We start from the raw sequence: 18330 nt of genomic DNA on the forward strand, positions 1-18330 counted from the left end.
TTAATCCTCCTTACTCATCCACTCAGATAAATCATAGTGATGAATATTAGTTATTTTGTTTTCATTATCAACATTTACAACAACAGGTTTTAATTGAAGAACCTCTCCTTCCTCGAATAAACCCAAACTTAAGATAATGGCAACATCATTCTCTTTAAATAAATGTGCTGGAGGACCATTTAAACAAATCGTACCTGATCCAGGATGCCCTGGAATTGCATATGTTTTCCACCTTGCTGCATTTCGGAGATTCGTTATTTGAACCATTTCATAAGGGAAAATATTGGCTGCTATCATAAGTTCTTTATCAATCGTAACGCTACCTGGATAATCAAGATTAGCCTCTGTAACGGTCGCTCTATGAATTTTTCCTTTACACATCAAACGTTTCAGTGAAATCACTCCTTTTAGTGGCATATTACATGGTTATACTACACAAAGTTCCATCGAATGGTGCTTAATGTACATCAGGTTATAGATAAAAAAACGAGGGATTATAAAGTTCCCTCGTGTTAAAAGACAAATCAATCCTGTTCCTTATTCTGTTTCTTATCACTCATCGAACGATATAACTGAGTGGTCATGCTACCCTGTATGATGTTTTCTAGAAAAAAATCACCAATTAATTTCAAATACTCTTCGTCATCAAACATCTTTTTGTTTTGTAACTCCATTTCAGCCAATCCATCATATGTTGCAAGAAGAGCATATGTATAATCCTTTCCAGTAATAGGTGTTAATATATCTACCTTATGATCATATTTTTCATTTCGAAAATTTTTAATTTCGGTTAAATTTTCGAGCCCTTCCTTAAACTTCTCTTGTTTTATCTCAAATGTTTGATAAACATAAATAATCACGATCTACACCTCCCTACTATTCTTTAAGATATGGATTAATTTGGTGAATTAAATTTTGCAGTTCTTTTGATTGGTTATAATACATTTGCTTTGCAGCAACATCATCCGTTTGTAAGGCAAAGCCTTCTAAATTAGCTTGTATTTTTCTTAATTGAGCAGCCAGAAGCGGTTTTTGTTTGATTTGTTGAGTTTTAATATTATCATCATATAAATCAACATATACGTTTCCCTGGGAATCAATTTGGGCTAAAAATACATCATCAATAGAGTTTGCCCCCTTCTTCATTATTTCCCCAAGAACCCATTCTTTTGAATAGCCTAAATAATGTAATCGTTTTTCCATTAGTGAGCCATCGATAATGATCATGGATGGTTTATGTTCCTCTTCAACGATCATATTAAGATCCTTTGGAGTTAAAGGTTCATATTCCGCTTTTTTCATAACACTCATTTGCCCATCTGTTTCTAACACTGCTAATTCAATTTCAGATAATTTAAAAGCGTTTTTCTCCCTAAGACCTGCCATTAGATCATTATAGGTTAATTTACTTTTTAAGAGGTTTTTCTCCAATACCCTTCCTTCTTTAATAAGAATGGTTGGGCTCCCTTCGACAATTTTCCTAAACCGATAAGATTTTATGGCCCCAAAAGCAAGAAGGATCGACAAAGACGTATATACTAAAAGTCCAATTATTCCATTTAAAAATTCAACTGAAGAATCTATTCCAACAGCAGCAGCCATATTGCCAATTGTAATTCCAATTACATAGTCGAAGAATGTTAGTTGTGATATCTGTGATTTACCAAGGATTCTGGCAAGGATAAAAATAATAATAAAAGAAGCAAGTGAGCGAACAAGTATTACTTCATATTCAGTCATGACAATCTCCATCCTGTTTAATATCTTTTTTATTATTGGATAAAATAATTAGAAAAATACTTATCGGAGGAATTTATGCAAGTTAATCTAAAATTCATCATGATGTCTGTTTGTTTTTTTATCCTAGTAGGATGTTCCGATGAAAAAATAAAAAATAAGCCCATTTACCAAAAATCCGAGGAAATTATGGACCTACTTAATCATTCACAATGGGAAAAAGCAGGAGATGAAGCAAAGGCTATTAGCGATCTTTATAAAAAAAACAGATGGAAATTACAATTATTAGGGGGCGAAATGGAATACAGTGAATTAGAACAAGAAATATCTAAGTTAAAAATATCGATTGAAGAAAAAGATAAACGGGAAGCAAAAACTAATATTGTCTTAATTCAGGATTATATTAAAGCAATTTATTTCAGGTAAGCACCAAAAAGGCTGTCCCTTTTTAGAGACAGCCCTACTTTTGACATTAAAAACCTTGGAACTCTGGCTCTTCCTGTTCAATATATTGAACACGCTCTTCGAGTTGTTGGATCATTCCTTTTGCTTGGGTAGCGCAGTTAGCATAGAGCTGTTTCGCAGCTTGATCCTGTGTTTGCAAGGCAAATGATTCAAAATCAGCTTGTGCGCTCTTTAGACTAACTAACGCTTGTTTCACTTGTGTACCTACTGTCATTGATTAAAACCTCCTTTATCAATTATATTATCTTCTGCTTGTGAATAAATATAATTGTAAATAAATGGGGTTAAATAAATTTTAGATAATTACGGTGATTGAACTGATCAATTTTTATATCCCTGCCAAGGAATTCACTAAATATCTGATCCGTTAATATATTATTTATTAATCCTTTAGCAAATATTTGTCCAGCTCGAAGTAGCGTAATGTACTTGAAAGCGGGCAAAATCTCTTCGACATGGTGTGTTACATAAAGCATGGACGGTGCCTCAGGGTCATCTCCAAGTGTATTTATAAACTCCAAAACTTGCTCACGGGCAAGAACGTCTAATCCTGCACATGGCTCATCAAGTATTAATAGTTTTGGCTTAGCCATTAAAGCCCGCATGATCATAACTTTTTGTTTTTGACCTTGTGATAAAGTTTCAAACGTTCGATGAATGAGGTCTGTACAACGGAAACGTTCCATGATTGATAGAGCATAATTGATATCATCCTGATTAGGATCCTCGTGCAAGCCAAATGAAGCATATTTCCCACTTAATACGATGTTTTCCGCATAATCATAACCAGGCATTAAATTATCGATGGCGGAACTTACAATGCCGATTTGCTTACGTAGTTCATACAAGGGATACTTGCCAAACTCTTTTCCTAATACCGTTACTTTCCCGGAAGATGTCCAAAGATAACCAGTTATAATAGAAAGAAGTGTTGTTTTTCCGGAACCATTTAATCCAAATAACACCCAATTTTCACCGGTATGTATATCCCAATTTATGTTTTCTAGTACTAGTTTTTCATCTAATATTTTAGATACATTTTTTAAAGAAATCATCATTATGAGCCTCCCCCAAATACTATTAATTCTCCTATTATACCAAATAAACGAAATTACATATTGACGAAACGTGTAGAAATTGGTAATGATAAAATAAAAAAGCAATTAAAATTATTTTCCCCCAATATTATATGAGGTGATTTAAATGACAAACAGACGTGCAGTAGTAAGTGTAATTGGTAAAGACCAAGTTGGAATTATTGCAAAAGTTACAAATGTACTAGCTGACAATAAAGTAAATATTCTTGATATCAGCCAAACCATTCTTCAAGACTTTTTTACAATGATGATGCTTGTCGATGTTTCCGGAATCGAGAATCTAGATTCACTTCAACAAAAATTTGATGGAATTAGTGAGGAAATGGGATTAAAAATTAATATACAGCTTGAAGAAATTTTCCAGGCCATGCATCGTATTTAAGGGGGAGAAAATAATTGAAGATGAATATTGCAATTGATGAAATGATTGAAACGATTCGGATGGTCCAAATGGAAAATTTGGATATACGTACAGTCACAATGGGAATCAGTTTAAAGGATTGCGCCGATTCCGATTTTGATAAAATGAATAAAAAAGTTTTTGATAAAATTACAACGCATGCGGCGAGATTAAGAGAGGTGGCTGAAGAAGTTAGTAGGGAGTTTGGTATCCCCATTATTAATAAAAGGATTTCGATTACTCCAATTGCTGAACTTCTTGGAAATGCAACTGTCAATCAAGCCGTTGAGTTGGCTAAAACACTTGATAAAGCTGCTCACCAGCTCGGTGTTGATTTCATCGGAGGATATTCTGCCCTTGTACATAAAGGAATTACAAAAGGTGATCAAACATTATTAGATGCTCTGCCAGAAGCCTTAACTGTAACGGAGCGGGTTTGTTCCTCTATTTCTGTGGCAACGACAAGAACTGGCATTAATATGGACGCCGTTCGTCAGATGGGCAACATCATTAAGGAAGCCGCAGAGCGAACCAAAGACCGAAATGGTCTTGCTTGTGCAAAGCTTGTTGTATTCTGCAATCCGGTAGAGGATAATCCATTCATGGCTGGTGCCTTCCACGGTGCCGGAGAAGGTGAAGTCGTTATTAACGTAGGAGTTAGCGGTCCAGGTGTGGTCTTAAATGCATTGAAGCGCTACCCAGAGGCTGATCTTGGTCAAGTTTCTGATGTTATTAAACGGACAGCGTTTAAAATAACCCGTGCAGGGGAATTAATTGGTCGGGTTGTCGCTGAGCGTCTTAATGTGCCATTCGGAATTATGGACCTATCATTAGCCCCAACCAATGCCCTGAATGATAGTGTTGCCGAAATTCTAGAAGAAATTGGGTTAGAACGAGTTGGAACACATGGAACGATTGCTGCCCTTGCGCTTATGAATGATGCCGTAAAAAAAGGCGGTGCAATGGCCAGTTCCTATGTTGGAGGCTTAAGCGGTGCTTTTATCCCTGTTAGTGAGGATAACGGAATGATCAAAGGGATCGTGGATGGTGCACTTTCATTGTCCAAGCTCGAAGCAATGACATGTGTTTGTTCCGTAGGTCTTGATATGATTGCCATTTCAGGTGATGCCTCTCCTGAAACAATTGCTGCAATGATCGCAGACGAGGCTGCTATCGGAATGATTAATAAGAAAACAACAGCCGTACGCGTTATCCCTGTTCCAGGTAAAGCTGAAGGCGAAATGGTTGAGTTTGGCGGACTTCTTGGGCGTGCACCTGTTATTGGAGTAAATGCTTTTAGCTCTGAAAAACTTATTAAACGCGGTGGACGAATTCCTGCGCCACTTCAGGCATTGATTAACTAAAAAACGAAAAAACAAATCTTAGCTACAAATTAGCATCAGAAAAAGCAGAGGTTTTTGCCCTCTGCTTATTTATTATTGAGCTACTTTTTACTAGTGAACAATAGAGGATTATTGTGCAGTAGGCATAGCAGGAGGACCGAAACTGGCTTTCCAACATTGCGGACAGGGAGAGTGGGTTCTGCCCTTGGCGTGGCCGCATTTTTTTGAAGAATAAAAGAAATGGTCTTCTGTGATTGCCATATTCCTGTTCATCCTTAGACTTTGGGAATCATACTCTCTCTTTGATTCCCATTTTCTCGATATTCCTTAGACTCCGGGAATCCCCCCCTCTATGGTTTCACATTTTTCCAATCCTAAAAATTTTAATGGAAATCAAATGCACATTACGCCCGATATTATTCACTAAAAACATCAAAGAACTTTGGCGACGTGTCAATGTCCATATTCTGGTAGACAAGTGTATAAATATAGGGCCAGCTACAAGATATTAAGTAATGGCATATATTTCATATGTTTATTAGGAAATTTCCCTTTATGGCTGCTTTATAAAATTTGTGGATGTATTAACATTAAATTCCTTGACAGGTTCACCAATCATCATGTACGAGACCATTATGAACACATCTCACATAGTAGGGACTCCTTCATCTTAATATTGTGATGTAGGCCTTGCGCACTATAGTGGTGCAGTAAGAAACTGTAATTTACCACTATTGGCAAATTACAGTTTTTCTAATGAATATTTTTCTGGACAAGTCTCATATAATATACTGTTACTACATCGTAAAGGCGGTACTTGGGATGAGATTTGTTTTCATTTTTTGTTTATTTATATTTCTGCTAGGGTGCAACCAACAAACAAGTTCAACTGAAATGCCTGTAAGCAATGCTGATTCTAACTATAGGATTGAAATAAACAACGCTGCTGATAAAGAAATAGCTGAATCTCTATTCAAACAAATTCTAGAAGTAAATCAGTTAATTGAAGAACTAGACCTATTAATAATCAAGCTTCAAAAAACGGATGAATTACCTGAAGCTATTGAAATGATGGAGACGGCAACGAGTGAAGCAAAAAAAATTCTCAAGGACTTGAAAACTTTACAAACTGAAAATAAGAGTTTAACTGAATTTAAAGGTATGTATGAAGAATCGTTGAACGAGTATACCAATGGCCTAAAACTCCAAATAGATGGAATGGAAAATTGGGATGGTCAAAAAACAACGGAAGGCTTTAAACAAACTGAACTTGCTAAAAATAATTTGAAACAATATCACGAAAAAGTAAAAAACCAATTCAAATAAAAATGGCTGTCTTCTAAAATTTAAGACAGCCTGAAATTATTACTAACTATTATTAACCCATTCACTATACAAACCGGTACCGTTACAACCACAACATTGAAGGGGTTCACCAAAATAGAATTCTGTACCAGCAAAGTAGTGAATCCCTTTCCCCTTGCAATCTGGACACATATTTCTTTCTTCATATTTTGCCATTCTAGACATTTGCCAATTACTAAAAAAGCCCATATAAACACCTCACTTCTTAAAAGGTAGGCAAATTATCAAGATTGTTTTCTTTTATACCGTCTGGTTCACTTCGAATAATATCTCGGCCATATTTATGGAAAACATCAATGTGTGCAATTTTCCCTTCTTTAGCCTCATTTAATGCTGTTACATAATCTAAATCCCGACCGCTTTCCATTCGAAAGGCAATAATATCTCCGTCATCATTTTTCTTAACAGCCTTAATTACGTCTTTTCCATTATTGTCTATATTTGTTACTACATTCGCCTGTTCCTTGCTTTCTTTTTTGTAATCATTATATTTTTGTTCATAATTTTTTGTGTCCACTAGAACACCTCCATAATTTATTATGTACTTTATATTTGGTTATATGTGTAATACACTATTATTTAAGGTTACAAAGTAAAGTAACTGTTAATAATGGCTACTAGATAGAACATAATAGGAGGAAAATAAGAAATGTCAGGACCATCTTTACATAAACTAACAGCACACCGTTCCATTCATAATGGTGCTTTAACAGAAGCAAGAGATATATTGGAAATACTTGAACAGGTTTACGAAGAAGGGAAAGAAGATCACGCAATCCTTGCCGCTCGCACTCTTTGTGAACATTGGGAAACTAGGACAATTGCCCATGCAGATTCTGAGGAGGATGGTTTCTATCAAAAAAAGCTGGAGGAAAATCCTGATTTAGAGGAACTAATCATCATGCTTAAAAGGGACCATCAATTGTTTAGAAGAATTATTAACGAAATTAAACAAATAGTTGATGAACATGGCGTAAACAATGACGTAATTGACCGTTTTAAAACAATTTCAATACTTGGTCAAATTCATAATTATGATGAAGAAACACATTTATTAGATGAACATTGATAAAGATTGAAAAAGCCACTTTAAAGTGGCTTAATTTCTTTCTTCATACTTAACGGCTTTTTTCGGATTCATTTTACGATAAACGATATATTTTCGAGATAAATATTCCAAAGGCAGGCTCCATACATGGACTAACCTCGTATATGGCCATACTGCAAATAAAACAAATGCTGCTAAAATATGAAGCTGAAATCCAAGCGGTGCAGCAGCCATTAATTCAGGATATGGACGGAAGGTTAAAATCCCTCTAAACCATGGACCGATGACTGCTCGATAATCAAACGTCCCTCCTGATGCTGTGTAACCAACTGTATTACTAAATCCTATAACTGTAACTAATCCAAGAATTAACAGTACAACAACATCCATAACGGAACTTTGTTTCTTTAAGCGCGTACTATTAACTCGACGAATCGTTAATAAGGCACCACCGATGACCATGGCTAACCCTGCTGCCCCACCAAACCACAACGCTCCGAAATGATACATGTGCTCAGAGACTCCGATTACATCATAAAAACCTTTAGGAATGAGAACCCCGGCAACATGACCAAAGAAAACAAAGATTACACCATAGTGAAAAAGGATGCTGCCCCATTTTAGGAGATTATCTTTTTGCAAAAATTCACTTGATTTTGCTCCCCAACCATATTGATCATAATTATAGCGATGAATATGGCCGACTACGAAAATCGTAAGCGATAAATATGGGATTAAGACCCACAAAAAATAATCAAATGCTGTCATAAAGTACCTCCATTCAATCTGCGGGTTGATGCCGGCTTACATGTTAGCCGGCATTATGGTTAACGTTTACTTTCTGGGCTGGCAAGTATGCTGCCATTGCCGTTACGCAAGCTTTCAGCAAATACCCATAAGGATTATCATCTTTTTCTAACTCAGACAATAGCTCATCAATCGGTTTTTTATGAATCAAAAACACTTTTTGAACGGAGGCTGTATCTGCTTCCGACGCAAATTCCAAAACAAGCGGCAAATAATCAGGAAGTTCGTCACCGGTAATGTAAAAACCCGCTTTTGCAAACTCCATTTTAAGTTTGACAAAGGCTAGCCCCCGCTCTCTCTGCTCTCCAAAAGTACTATGCGTTAAATACAGGGTTGTGCGTTCACTAAAATCAAACCACCTAACATAGTTTTCAGTCAGCTCTTTATAGGGTGTCCGTTGCACATAATCAAGAAATTGTTCAAAACAAAATCGAATTCCCTTATTTTCAATTGATCGAACAAATTCGTTTATTTCCTCGTTTGCTCCCCATTCACTTTGTGGATATCGTAAAAATAAGGAACACAACTTAAAAGTATATTTACATTCTTCCGTCCATTGCTGTTCCACCTAAATCACCCCAATATTCTTCACTGAACGCATACAGGTTATCGTAATTCTCAGTACCAAGGCTACAGCCATTGCAGCTTTCCATAAACTCATAGCCAACCGAGCCTTGACCCTGATACATATTTCCAGCTTCCTCACGATGAGATTTCGGTATTACATAGCGGTCGTCATACTTCGCGATCGCTGATAGCTCGTACAACTCAATCGTACTTTTTTCAGTTAAACCGGCTTCCTCTAATATTGATTTATCAAAATCTTTATTTAGGTTCATACTCCGCATATAGCTTCTCATCGCAACCAACTTCTTCAATACGCGTTCAATCACTTTTGTATCACCGGCAGACATTAAGTTAGCTAAATATTGTATGGGTATTCTAAATTGCTTAATTGTTGGAAAAATCACATTCGGGCTCAAATCATCGATTTGTCCACCCAATGCACTTGTAATTGGGCTTAATGGCGGAATATACCAAACCATCGGTAATGTTCGATACTCTGGATGTAATGGCAGTGCAACCTTATACTTTACAGCAAGTTTATAAACTGGTGATTCTTGAGCCGCTTCAATCCAATCCTCTGGAATCCCATCTTTTTTAGCTTGTTTAATGACGTCTGGATCATTGGGGTCAAGAAATAACTTTAATTGAGCTTCGTATAAATCTTTCGGATCATTGACTGATGCCGCTCTTTCCACTTCATCCGCATCATATAAAACAATACCAATATAGCGTAGCCGGCCAACACAGGTTTCAGAACAAACAGTTGGTTGTCCATTTTCAATCCGTGGAAAACAGAATGTACATTTATCTGCTTTGTTTGTTTTCCAATTGAAATAAACTTTTTTATACGGGCATCCTGACATACAGAATCTCCAGCTTCGGCATGCATCTTGGTCAACTAAAACGATACCGTCTTCATCCCGTTTATAAATGGCCCCCGAAGGACAGGAGGCCAGACAGGAAGGGTTCATACAATGCTCGCAAATCCTCGGCAAATACATCATGAAGGCCTGCTCAAATTCTTGAATGATCCCTTCATCAACGCCTTTCATGTTGTAATCTCTTTTTCCTGTTTGATATACACCGGCTAAGTCATCTTCCCAGTTCGGTCCCCATTGTAAATCCAGATATTCACCTGTTATCTGTGATTTTGGCCGGGCAACGGGTTGATGTTTTTTCTCAGGGCTTTTAATTAAGTTTTCATAATCGTACGTCCATGGTTCGTAGTAATCTTCAAGCTTTGTAAGGTTCGGATTGTAAAAGATATTCAGTAATTTGCTTACTCTTCCTCCAGCTTTCAATTCAATCCTGCCATTTTTCAACTCCCAGCCGCCTTTATGGGTTTCCTGGTTTTCCCATTCCTTCGGATACCCAATCCCGGGCTTCGTTTCTACATTGTTCCACCACATATACTCTGCACCTTGGCGATTTGTCCATGTATTTTTACATGTAACACTGCACGTATGGCAACCAATACATTTATCTAAATTCATGACCATCCCAAATTGTGCTTTAATCTTCAAGCCAATCCACCTCATCACGTTCTAGTTTCCGGATAATCACCTTCTCATCCCTTTGGGTGCCGGTTGGTCCGTAATAATTGAAACCGTAGCTTAACTGCGCATAGCCTCCAATCATTTGTGTTGGTTTAACATAGATTCTTGTTGGACTATTAAAAGTACCTCCGCGATCATTTGTGATCGTTGTCCCAGGAACATTAATTAACCGGTCTTGTACATGGTACATAATCGCCATTCCTTTCGGTAAGCGGTGTGTAACGATAGCTCGTGCAGCAACAACACCATTGCGGTTGAACATTTCAAGCCAATCATTATCACTAATCCCTACCGATTCTGCGTCTTCAATATTCATCCAAACACATGGTCCACCACGGAACAACGTCAACATATGCAGAGTATCCTGATATGTACTATGGAATGACCATTTAAAATGCGGTGTTAAATATCGTAATTCTATTTCCTTCCCCTTTGATGCAGGTCTGCCATCCTTATCATAAAAAGCTGCCTTTCGGAGTGGTGCCTTAAATGTCGGCAACTCTTCCCCAAATTCAAGCATCATTTCATGATCAAGGTAGAAATGCTGCCTGCCTGTTAGCGTACGGAACGGTATCAATCTTTCAACATTTGTTGTAAACGGGCTATAGCGACGATTTCCTGTTTCTGTTCCACTAAAAACAGGCGATGAGATTACTTTCTTTGGTTGAGCTGTGATCTCATCAAATGACATATGCTCTTCTGCCCGTTCCTCTGCCAAATCCTTTAATTTCTGGCCTGTTTTCTTTTCCATCGCATCCCAGGCCTTTATCGCAAGTGAGCCATTCGTTGTACTTGAAAGTGTAAGAATAGTTTCTGCAGCATGACGATCAAATGACAGGTCTGGGCAGTCGTGATACTCTTTACTTTTGGATGCCCCTAAAATATCCTTCAATTCGTCATATTCCTCTTTTGCATCCCATGATAGACCTTTTGCTCCAATTGATTCGCGGACATTTGTACCTAAGGAAATAAATTTCTCGTAAACTTTTGTGAGATCCCTCTCGACTACATGGATTCGTGGGAAATTTTCACCTGGTACAGGCTCAGCACCATCCTTTTTCCAGTCTGGTATTAATCCTAACGCTTGTGACGTTTCATCCGGTGTGTCGTGTAATAAAGCAGTTGCCACGATATCCTTGACCGGATTTGGAAAATGATTTTTGGCAAGCTCCTGGAATGTTTGAGCGAGCTTTTTGAAAATATCCCAATCGGATCTGCTTTCCCACGGAGATGTAATCGCTGGATTAAAAGGATGGATGAATGGATGCATATCAGTAGAACTGACATCATATTTCTCATACCATGTGGCTGCAGGTAGGACGACATCAGAATATAGTGCCGAACCAGACATTCTAAAGTCCAATGTAACTAATAAATCCAATTTTCCTTCAGCTGCTTCAGCTGGCGCCTCGATTTCTACAGGCATTTGTGTTTCTTCCTGGCTACCTAATATATAAGAGTGTGTTCCAAGTAAATGTCTTAGGAAATATTCATGTCCTTTCGCCGAACTTCCAATTAAATTCGCCCGCCATACGAACATTGATTTTGGAAAATTAACAGGGTTCCCCGGTTCTTCGATTGCAAATTTCATTTTCCCGTTTTTCACTTGGTCAACGACATATTTAACGGCTTCCTCATTCGATGTTGCCTTCGATTCTTCATAGATGTTAATAGAATTTTTATTAAACTGCGGATATGAAGGCAACCAGCCTAGACGAGCCGCCATCACATTATAATCTCCCATATGGCTATATCTTGGTTTATCTACCAAAGGTGATATGAGGTTATCCGTCTTTTGCTCATCATAGCGCCACTGCTCTGTTACAAAATAAAAGAAAGAAGTTCCATTTTGTAACCTTGGTGGACCTCCCCAGTCACGGGCCATCGCAAGCGTTTGCCAGCCCTCCAGAGGTCGAACTTTTTCCTGTCCGACATAATGGGCCCAACCGCCGCCATTGACACCTTCACAACCCGTTAATAACACTAGATTTATGATCGCACGATAGATGACATCTGAGTGGAACCAGTGATTAATTCCTGAACCCATAATAATCATCGAACGACCTTTACTATCGATCGCATTTTGGGCAAACTCTCTAGCAATTTGGGCTGCCAATTTTCGATCAACACTGGTAATCCCCTCTTGCCAGGCAGGTGTGAATGGTTTTGGATCATCATAATCTTTAGGATAATCGCCTGGTAAGTCCCCACGATGAACCCCAGATTGCGCCAGCATTAAATCAAGAACTGTTGTTACGTATATGGTTTCACCATTTTGTTCAATTTCTTTGACAGGCACGCCGCGTTCGATAATATATCTTTCATCTTGACTAAAATAAGGAAACTGACAGATGACCTGTTTATCCTCAATCCCTAACATCGTTAACACTGGATCAATATCACCAAGCTGATTGTCGGTATCTTTTAAGTGCAAATTCCAATTTCCGCCCTCTGACCAACGATGGCCAATTGAACCGTGTGGAGCTGCATAATTATTTGATTTTTTATCAAAAACAATCGTTTTCCATTCGGCCTTATTAATATTCATGCTAAGATCAGAGGCGCGAACGAAACGGTCAGCTGTATAATGTTCTCCACGTTTTTTTAGTTTCACTAAAAATGGTAAATCAGTGTATTGTTTTACATAATCCTCGAAATATGGAGTCTGTTTATCAACATAAAACTCTTTTAACACAACATGGGTCATTGCCATCGCAAGCGCTGCATCAGTACCTGGATTCACTGCCATCCAATTGTCAGCAAACTTAACAAAAATAGCATAATCAGGACTAACCGCTACAACCTTCGTTCCGTTATAACGCCCTTCAGCATAGAAATGGGCATCTGGTGTTCTCGTTTGTGGAATATTGGAACCCCAAGCAATAATATAGCTTGAGTTATACCAGTCAGAGCTTTCCGGAACATCTGTCTGCTCTCCCCAAATTTGCGGTGAAGCAGCTGGAAGATCAGCATACCAATCATAAAAGCTTAAAAGGGGAGCTCCAATTAAATTTAAAAAGCGTGCACCCGATGCATAACTGACCATCGACATCGCAGGAATCGGGGAAAACCCAAAGATCCGGTCCGGTCCATATTTCTTTAGGGTATAAATGAGTTGGGATGCAATCAAGGTATTGATCTCATCCCAGGATGCACGTACAAATCCCCCTTTTCCGCGGGCAGATTTATAGGATTTCTTTGTATCCGGGTTTTCTGAAATTAACCCCCATGCCTCTACAGGATCACCTGTTTTTCCAAGTGCTTCCTTCCATACCTTTAACAATGCACTTCTAATATATGGGAAACGAACTCGTAATGGGCTATATGTATACCAAGAAAAAGTTGCACCACGAGGGCAACCCCTAGGTTCGTATTCAGGCATATTGGGTCCTGTTGTAGGATAGTCCGTTTGCTGAGTTTCCCATGTAATAATTCCATCTTTTACATGAACTTTCCAGCTGCAAGAACCCGTACAATTGACACCATGTGTCGTGCGTACGACCTTATCATGCTGCCATCGCCTTCGATAATATTTTTCTGACTCACGGTCGGCGTGAGACAATGTACTATGATTCGTTATATCGGTTGTTTTACCAAAAAAGGTCATCTTTTTTAGTAACGGAGGAACTTTTTTCTTCATCTCTTTACTCCCTTCATTATTTTTGTCTATTTTTTACAAAAAGGATGCTTGGCAATTTTTAGACAATAATCATAGTGTTTCCAAAAAAACAATTTATACTAATGAAGAAGGAATTTTTATTGGAAAAAGTGATAAGACTCACTTTTTAAGTATTAAGGTTTCGATAGAATGGTATTGAATAAAATAAATTTAGAAATAGTTTTTCGATTGTGTTGTAGAGGAGGAAAATGTAACGATGGAAAAAGACTGGTCAATGGATTTGGAGCATAATGAATATGAATTTGATAAAGACCTCATTATCGAAGATGGTATAAAAGCTGTGGAAGAGACAGCACCAGGATATTATGTCAATTTAGTAACTTCTAACAATTTTGGAGATCCTGAAGAATATCTTACGCCACTATTACGCGAAAAATTTGGTGATGCTATTAAAACAAAATTTATCGACCAATGTGGTTGTGGAGGGTATGTTTTACGAGTATGGAAACTGAAATAAAGATTATTCAAGAGAGTTTAAATCAATATAAGAATTGTCAAGCTGTTCTAAATTATTATGAGGATGAAGAGTTAGTTCAAAGAGATGGACTTGATTTTGAAATCATTCATGTAACTGACGCTGAAATACAATTTTTAATTGGCGACAAAATTAAGGAAGCTATTGATTTATCAAAATATAAAACGTTTGAGCGCTCCAATGAGTTTTTCAAGAATTATTTCGAACTTAAAAACGGAGTCAATATTCTTCGCATTTATTTCCCATAAAAAAACAGGAAGACACCCACTTCCTGTTTTCCTCACTTCCTTCTTATATAAAAATATGAATTAGAAAGAATGTTAAAAATATAAATGCCATCCGCAGATGAAACAATCGCCTAAAACCAGATGCTTTTTTTCTCCTTAGCCACCCACTAAATAAATGAACCGATAATATCAGAATCGCCAATATTCCACTCAGTTTTTTGATATCGATTATTTCTAGCGGATGAAAAGAAATCATAATAATCGCGTGAATACATATTAACGCCGTTGCTGTAATGGCAATCGGAACATGAAACTTCATCATTTTTCTTGAGAAAAGCGCTAAAGTCTTCTTAATCCCCTTTGTTTTACTTTTACGAATAATTAAAAAGATAAAATACATATTGACATTAATAATAAATAAAATTACCGCGATTACAGCAAAGGTTTTACCAACAACAATAACCGGTGAGGAATATTCTCTATGCCAAAAACTCCAAAAGATAACAAGTAAAATAAAGAGTGCATTACTGATTAACCACCCTTTCACCAAATCCCCCCTTTTCTTATAGTATAAAAAAGGCTGACATTTTGGATGCCAGCCTTTAATTCTATTATTTTTTACCGATAGCTACACGCCATACATCAGGACCTTCTTCAAGGTATTCCCAAGTAAATTGCTCGGGTCTTTCCATCATAAATTGATATTGTAATGGACGTGGATCATGGTCATTCGTTAACTCCATAAATTCACCAGGTTGTAGGCCATCAAATGTTTTGAAAATTACTGGATGCTTCTCTCTTGGTGGATAATCAGGTGCATTTACTTTTGCTGCAAATTCCATTTTGTGTTCCCCCTATTGATGATTTATTTTTATTATAATTCCATTATGTCTGATTAATTAAACATAGGGTGTGTTTTATGTCACTAATTCGACACTATTTTGTCACTTTTTTTATAAAAGTATCCCTTGAAATTTATTAATCTTCGTCAATTGCTAAATCTTTAACTGGTAATGGCTCGCCTTCTTGATGTGTTGGCTTACGTAGGTTGAAGATTGCTTTTACAGCCACATACATAATTAATAGTACACCAATTAAGAAAATTGTATCTGGAATCGCACGAATAGTAATTAAGTTTACTACAACATCTTGCTGTAAAAACTCTGGTGAACGTGACACCCAGTAACCTTTCATGAATGCCTCTTTTAATTGTAACCAACCAACTGGAAGTAATGAAATAGCAATCATTCCTGCTAAACCGATGTTCATTAACCAGCAAGAAATTTTAATAATTTTATCATCCCATTTTTCTGGTTTAACAATATTACGTAAAGAGAACACTAGAACAGCAAGTGCGAAGAATCCATAAACACCCATCATTGATCCATGACCATGTGCTGGTGTTAAGAATTGACCGTGTTCAAAATAGCTTACTGCCGGTAAGTTGATTAGGAATCCTAATACCCCTGCACCAACTAAGTTCCAAATACCTACTGAAATTAAGAACCAGAAAGTTGATTTGTAAGGGAAATCAATCCCGCCATCTTTGACGATTTTATAATGCTCATATGCTTCTAAAATCAATAGTGTTAATGGAATTACTTCTAATGCTGAGAAAACAGCACCTAAGGCAATCCAAACTTCAGCAGAACCATTATAGTAAAAGTGGTGACCGATGCCGATCACACCGCTGCCTAATAATAATGTAATTTGGAAATATAACGCTTTGATCGTTGAACTTTTTGTAACTAATCCAAGCTGTACTAATAAGAAACCAATAACGACTACAGCAAATACTTCAAAGATACCTTCTACCCATAAGTGGATAATCCACCAACGCCAGTAATCGGCCATTGTAAAATGTGTATCAGGGTTAATTAATAATGCGAATACGTAGAAAGCTGGAACAGCGATTGCTGAATAGAATAATAAGTGAATCAATCCACCCTTATCAGTTTCACGTTTCAAGCCAGCCTTAATCCCTCTAAATACAAGGAATAACCAAATACCCATACCTGCGATTAAAATAAGCTGCCAAATACGGCCAAGTTCGATATATTCCCAACCATTATGTCCTAATAAGAACCAAAGGTTACCTAATTTACCGTTTGCACCTAACCATTCACCGATCATTGAACCGAATACTAGAACAACTAGTGCCCAGAATAAAACGTCCACTAATAAACCTTGTTTCTTTGGTTCATGTCCGCCAACTAATGGAGCGATATACAGACCCATACCTAACCATGCTGTGGCAATCCAGAAAATTGCCAATTGAAGGTGGTATCCTTTCGTAATTGAGAAAGGTAAAATATCATGAATCCAAGTAATTCCAAAGAAGCTATCTGGTTCAATATAATAGTGAGCAAGAAGCGCACCAAACATGGACTGCACAAAGAAAAGAACAGCCACAACTGCGAAATATTTACCTACTTTAACTTGTGAATTTGTTACTGGTTGTTTGCGTAAATCAATTTTCGGAAACTTACCATCCTCATAAGCCGGATGCATATCTAAATGATAGCGATAGAATACGAATAAAATGATACCAATAAATAGAATTAATAAAGTTACACTAACACCAGACCACCAAACAGCGGATAGTCCCAGTGTATTGCCAGCATCTTCATAATAAGGCCAGTTGTTTGTATAAGTAATTTCGTCGCCTTGGCGCAATGTACTTGATAACCAAGCAGTCCAGAAGAAGAAATCGGAAATTTGTGTGATTTGATCACCTTCAGCTACATAAGCACGGTCTGTAGCAGGCATATGCTCTTCTTTAATTAAACCTGGTTTTAATCCCCAATTATCGCCATTTGTAAATACATCTTGGTAATAAGCTCTAACTTGTTCTAAACCATATACTTGCGCATCTGTTAAAGGTAATGTATCAGACTCTGCATCATAGCGATTTTCACGCATTTCTTTGATGACTTGATCTTTAATAGCTGCTTGTTCATCAGCCGATAACTCTTTATATGGTGCTCCAAATTTTTCTTCAGCTCGAAAATCCTGCATACCTTCTGTATACACTTTTAATGCTTGAGCTGTATAATCAGGGCCCATATAAGAACCATGACCTAATACAGTACCATAATCCATTAAGCCGTACTTTTGGAATACAGCCTGACCACCCATAATGGATGCCTTTGTAATTACAACATCACCACTAGGGCTCGTAATCTCAGTAGGTCTAGGTGCATTGCCTTTAAAAATCCCATAGCCCCCTACTAATAAAACTGTAAAACTAATTAATAATGTGAAAACTAAAATTGATTTCATAAGGGCATTCTTTGAAGTTGGTTTAGATGCCGGATCTGTATCTAGTTTTCTTACACCCATTTATTTTCACTCCATTTTTTCGATATTAGTCCTACGGCGCGCCTTTCACAATGAACATCATACAATCTTAAAAAATATTAAGGTGTGATTTAAAACAACAGTAGGGTGTGTTTTTAATCACTTATCACTATACACATAGTGTTAATTGTAAAAACCTTTTAAAATTTTGCACAAATATACTCTCGTAGCCTGTTCCACAATCTGTTAAGATTAAATTAACAT

At 37.2% G+C, this 18330-nt stretch carries 20 protein-coding genes; 7 read left to right on the forward strand and 13 right to left on the reverse strand.

The genetic code is table 11. The annotated features are described in order from the left end of the window. The 3 genes from panD to P9E47_RS13990 all read right to left on the reverse strand — a co-directional run bounded on the left by panD (position 1) and on the right by P9E47_RS13990 (position 1740). Entirely contained in the window at positions 1–393 is a 393-nt protein-coding gene (gene panD / locus P9E47_RS13980) for an aspartate 1-decarboxylase (RefSeq protein WP_039957387.1), read from the reverse strand. Positions 394–524: 131 nt separating this feature from the next. Further along, positions 525–860: a hypothetical protein gene (locus tag P9E47_RS13985; RefSeq protein ID WP_003331443.1), complete on the reverse strand. Its 336-nt coding sequence runs from the start codon at positions 858–860 to the stop codon at positions 525–527. A gap of 16 nt (positions 861–876) precedes the next feature. Next, positions 877–1740, reverse strand: coding sequence for a DUF421 domain-containing protein (locus P9E47_RS13990; RefSeq protein WP_326163732.1), 864 nt, complete (start codon positions 1738–1740; stop codon positions 877–879). A gap of 75 nt (positions 1741–1815) precedes the next feature. On the opposite strand from P9E47_RS13990, the gene P9E47_RS13995 reads away from it, so the two are divergent. Then, a complete protein-coding gene (locus tag P9E47_RS13995; protein WP_003331440.1) occupies positions 1816–2163 on the forward strand; it encodes a DUF4363 family protein in 348 nt (115 codons plus the stop codon). 46 nt (positions 2164–2209) lie between these two features. On the opposite strand, the gene P9E47_RS14000 is transcribed toward P9E47_RS13995, so the two are convergent. Further along, positions 2210–2416 (reverse strand): DUF1657 domain-containing protein, encoded by a 207-nt coding sequence (locus tag P9E47_RS14000; protein ID WP_003331439.1) that lies wholly within the window; start codon positions 2414–2416, stop codon positions 2210–2212. Between the two features lie 70 nt (positions 2417–2486). After that, on the reverse strand, positions 2487–3260 hold the full coding sequence (locus tag P9E47_RS14005) for an ABC transporter ATP-binding protein (RefSeq protein ID WP_326163733.1): 774 nt from the start codon (positions 3258–3260) through the stop codon (positions 2487–2489). 145 nt (positions 3261–3405) lie between these two features. Here P9E47_RS14005 and P9E47_RS14010 point away from each other — a divergent pair, with 145 nt between their 5' ends. The 3 genes from P9E47_RS14010 to P9E47_RS14020 all read left to right on the forward strand — a co-directional run bounded on the left by P9E47_RS14010 (position 3406) and on the right by P9E47_RS14020 (position 6368). Further along, entirely contained in the window at positions 3406–3681 is a 276-nt protein-coding gene (locus P9E47_RS14010; protein ID WP_003331437.1) for an ACT domain-containing protein, read from the forward strand. A 20-nt stretch (positions 3682–3701) separates the two neighbouring features. Continuing rightward, positions 3702–5063, forward strand: coding sequence for a PFL family protein (locus tag P9E47_RS14015; protein ID WP_003331436.1), 1362 nt, complete (start codon positions 3702–3704; stop codon positions 5061–5063). Positions 5064–5864: 801 nt separating this feature from the next. Next, on the forward strand, positions 5865–6368 hold the full coding sequence (locus P9E47_RS14020) for a hypothetical protein (protein WP_326163734.1): 504 nt from the start codon (positions 5865–5867) through the stop codon (positions 6366–6368). Positions 6369–6612: 244 nt separating this feature from the next. On the opposite strand, the gene P9E47_RS14025 is transcribed toward P9E47_RS14020, so the two are convergent. Continuing rightward, positions 6613–6924, reverse strand: coding sequence for a DUF3892 domain-containing protein (locus tag P9E47_RS14025; protein ID WP_326163735.1), 312 nt, complete (start codon positions 6922–6924; stop codon positions 6613–6615). Between the two features lie 132 nt (positions 6925–7056). Here P9E47_RS14025 and P9E47_RS14030 point away from each other — a divergent pair, with 132 nt between their 5' ends. Continuing rightward, on the forward strand, positions 7057–7476 hold the full coding sequence (locus tag P9E47_RS14030) for a hemerythrin domain-containing protein (protein WP_003331052.1): 420 nt from the start codon (positions 7057–7059) through the stop codon (positions 7474–7476). Positions 7477–7506: 30 nt separating this feature from the next. On the opposite strand, the gene narI is transcribed toward P9E47_RS14030, so the two are convergent. Genes narI through P9E47_RS14050 form a run of 4 tightly spaced genes read right to left on the reverse strand, consistent with a single transcriptional unit; the run spans position 7507 to position 14025 of the window. Beyond that, positions 7507–8223 carry a respiratory nitrate reductase subunit gamma gene (gene narI / locus P9E47_RS14035; protein ID WP_326163736.1) on the reverse strand — a complete coding sequence of 239 codons (717 nt, stop codon included), beginning with the start codon at positions 8221–8223 and terminating at the stop codon, positions 7507–7509. A 43-nt stretch (positions 8224–8266) separates the two neighbouring features. Beyond that, on the reverse strand, positions 8267–8830 hold the full coding sequence (gene narJ / locus P9E47_RS14040; RefSeq protein WP_003331054.1) for a nitrate reductase molybdenum cofactor assembly chaperone: 564 nt from the start codon (positions 8828–8830) through the stop codon (positions 8267–8269). Then, a complete protein-coding gene (narH, locus tag P9E47_RS14045) occupies positions 8802–10352 on the reverse strand; it encodes a nitrate reductase subunit beta (protein ID WP_326163737.1) in 1551 nt (516 codons plus the stop codon). The genes narJ and narH overlap by 29 nt, the downstream gene beginning before the upstream one ends. After that, positions 10342–14025 (reverse strand): nitrate reductase subunit alpha, encoded by a 3684-nt coding sequence (locus P9E47_RS14050; protein WP_326163739.1) that lies wholly within the window; start codon positions 14023–14025, stop codon positions 10342–10344. Before P9E47_RS14050 ends, narH begins: the two co-directional genes overlap by 11 nt. Before the next feature lie 235 nt (positions 14026–14260). Here P9E47_RS14050 and P9E47_RS14055 point away from each other — a divergent pair, with 235 nt between their 5' ends. Both P9E47_RS14055 and P9E47_RS14060 read left to right on the forward strand, forming a co-directional pair. Continuing rightward, the gene (locus P9E47_RS14055) at positions 14261–14521 is read left to right on the forward strand and encodes a CGCGG family putative rSAM-modified RiPP protein (protein WP_326163741.1); all 261 of its coding nucleotides are present in this window, start codon (positions 14261–14263) and stop codon (positions 14519–14521) included. Continuing rightward, positions 14506–14787 carry a hypothetical protein gene (locus tag P9E47_RS14060; RefSeq protein WP_326163743.1) on the forward strand — a complete coding sequence of 94 codons (282 nt, stop codon included), beginning with the start codon at positions 14506–14508 and terminating at the stop codon, positions 14785–14787. Before P9E47_RS14055 ends, P9E47_RS14060 begins: the two co-directional genes overlap by 16 nt. Before the next feature lie 43 nt (positions 14788–14830). On the opposite strand, the gene P9E47_RS14065 is transcribed toward P9E47_RS14060, so the two are convergent. From P9E47_RS14065 to P9E47_RS14075, 3 genes are all read right to left on the reverse strand, one after another. After that, complete coding sequence (locus P9E47_RS14065) at positions 14831–15313, reverse strand: hypothetical protein (RefSeq protein WP_326163745.1); 483 nt, start codon at positions 15311–15313, stop codon at positions 14831–14833. Between the two features lie 64 nt (positions 15314–15377). Beyond that, entirely contained in the window at positions 15378–15608 is a 231-nt protein-coding gene (locus P9E47_RS14070) for a DUF2249 domain-containing protein (protein ID WP_003331061.1), read from the reverse strand. Positions 15609–15744: 136 nt separating this feature from the next. Next, entirely contained in the window at positions 15745–18108 is a 2364-nt protein-coding gene (locus P9E47_RS14075) for a nitric-oxide reductase large subunit (RefSeq protein WP_326163747.1), read from the reverse strand. Positions 18109–18330: the final 222 nt, after the last annotated feature.

This window comes from Schinkia azotoformans, assembly GCF_035811335.1.
Lineage (GTDB): Bacteria > Bacillota > Bacilli > Bacillales > Bacillaceae_J > Schinkia > Schinkia azotoformans.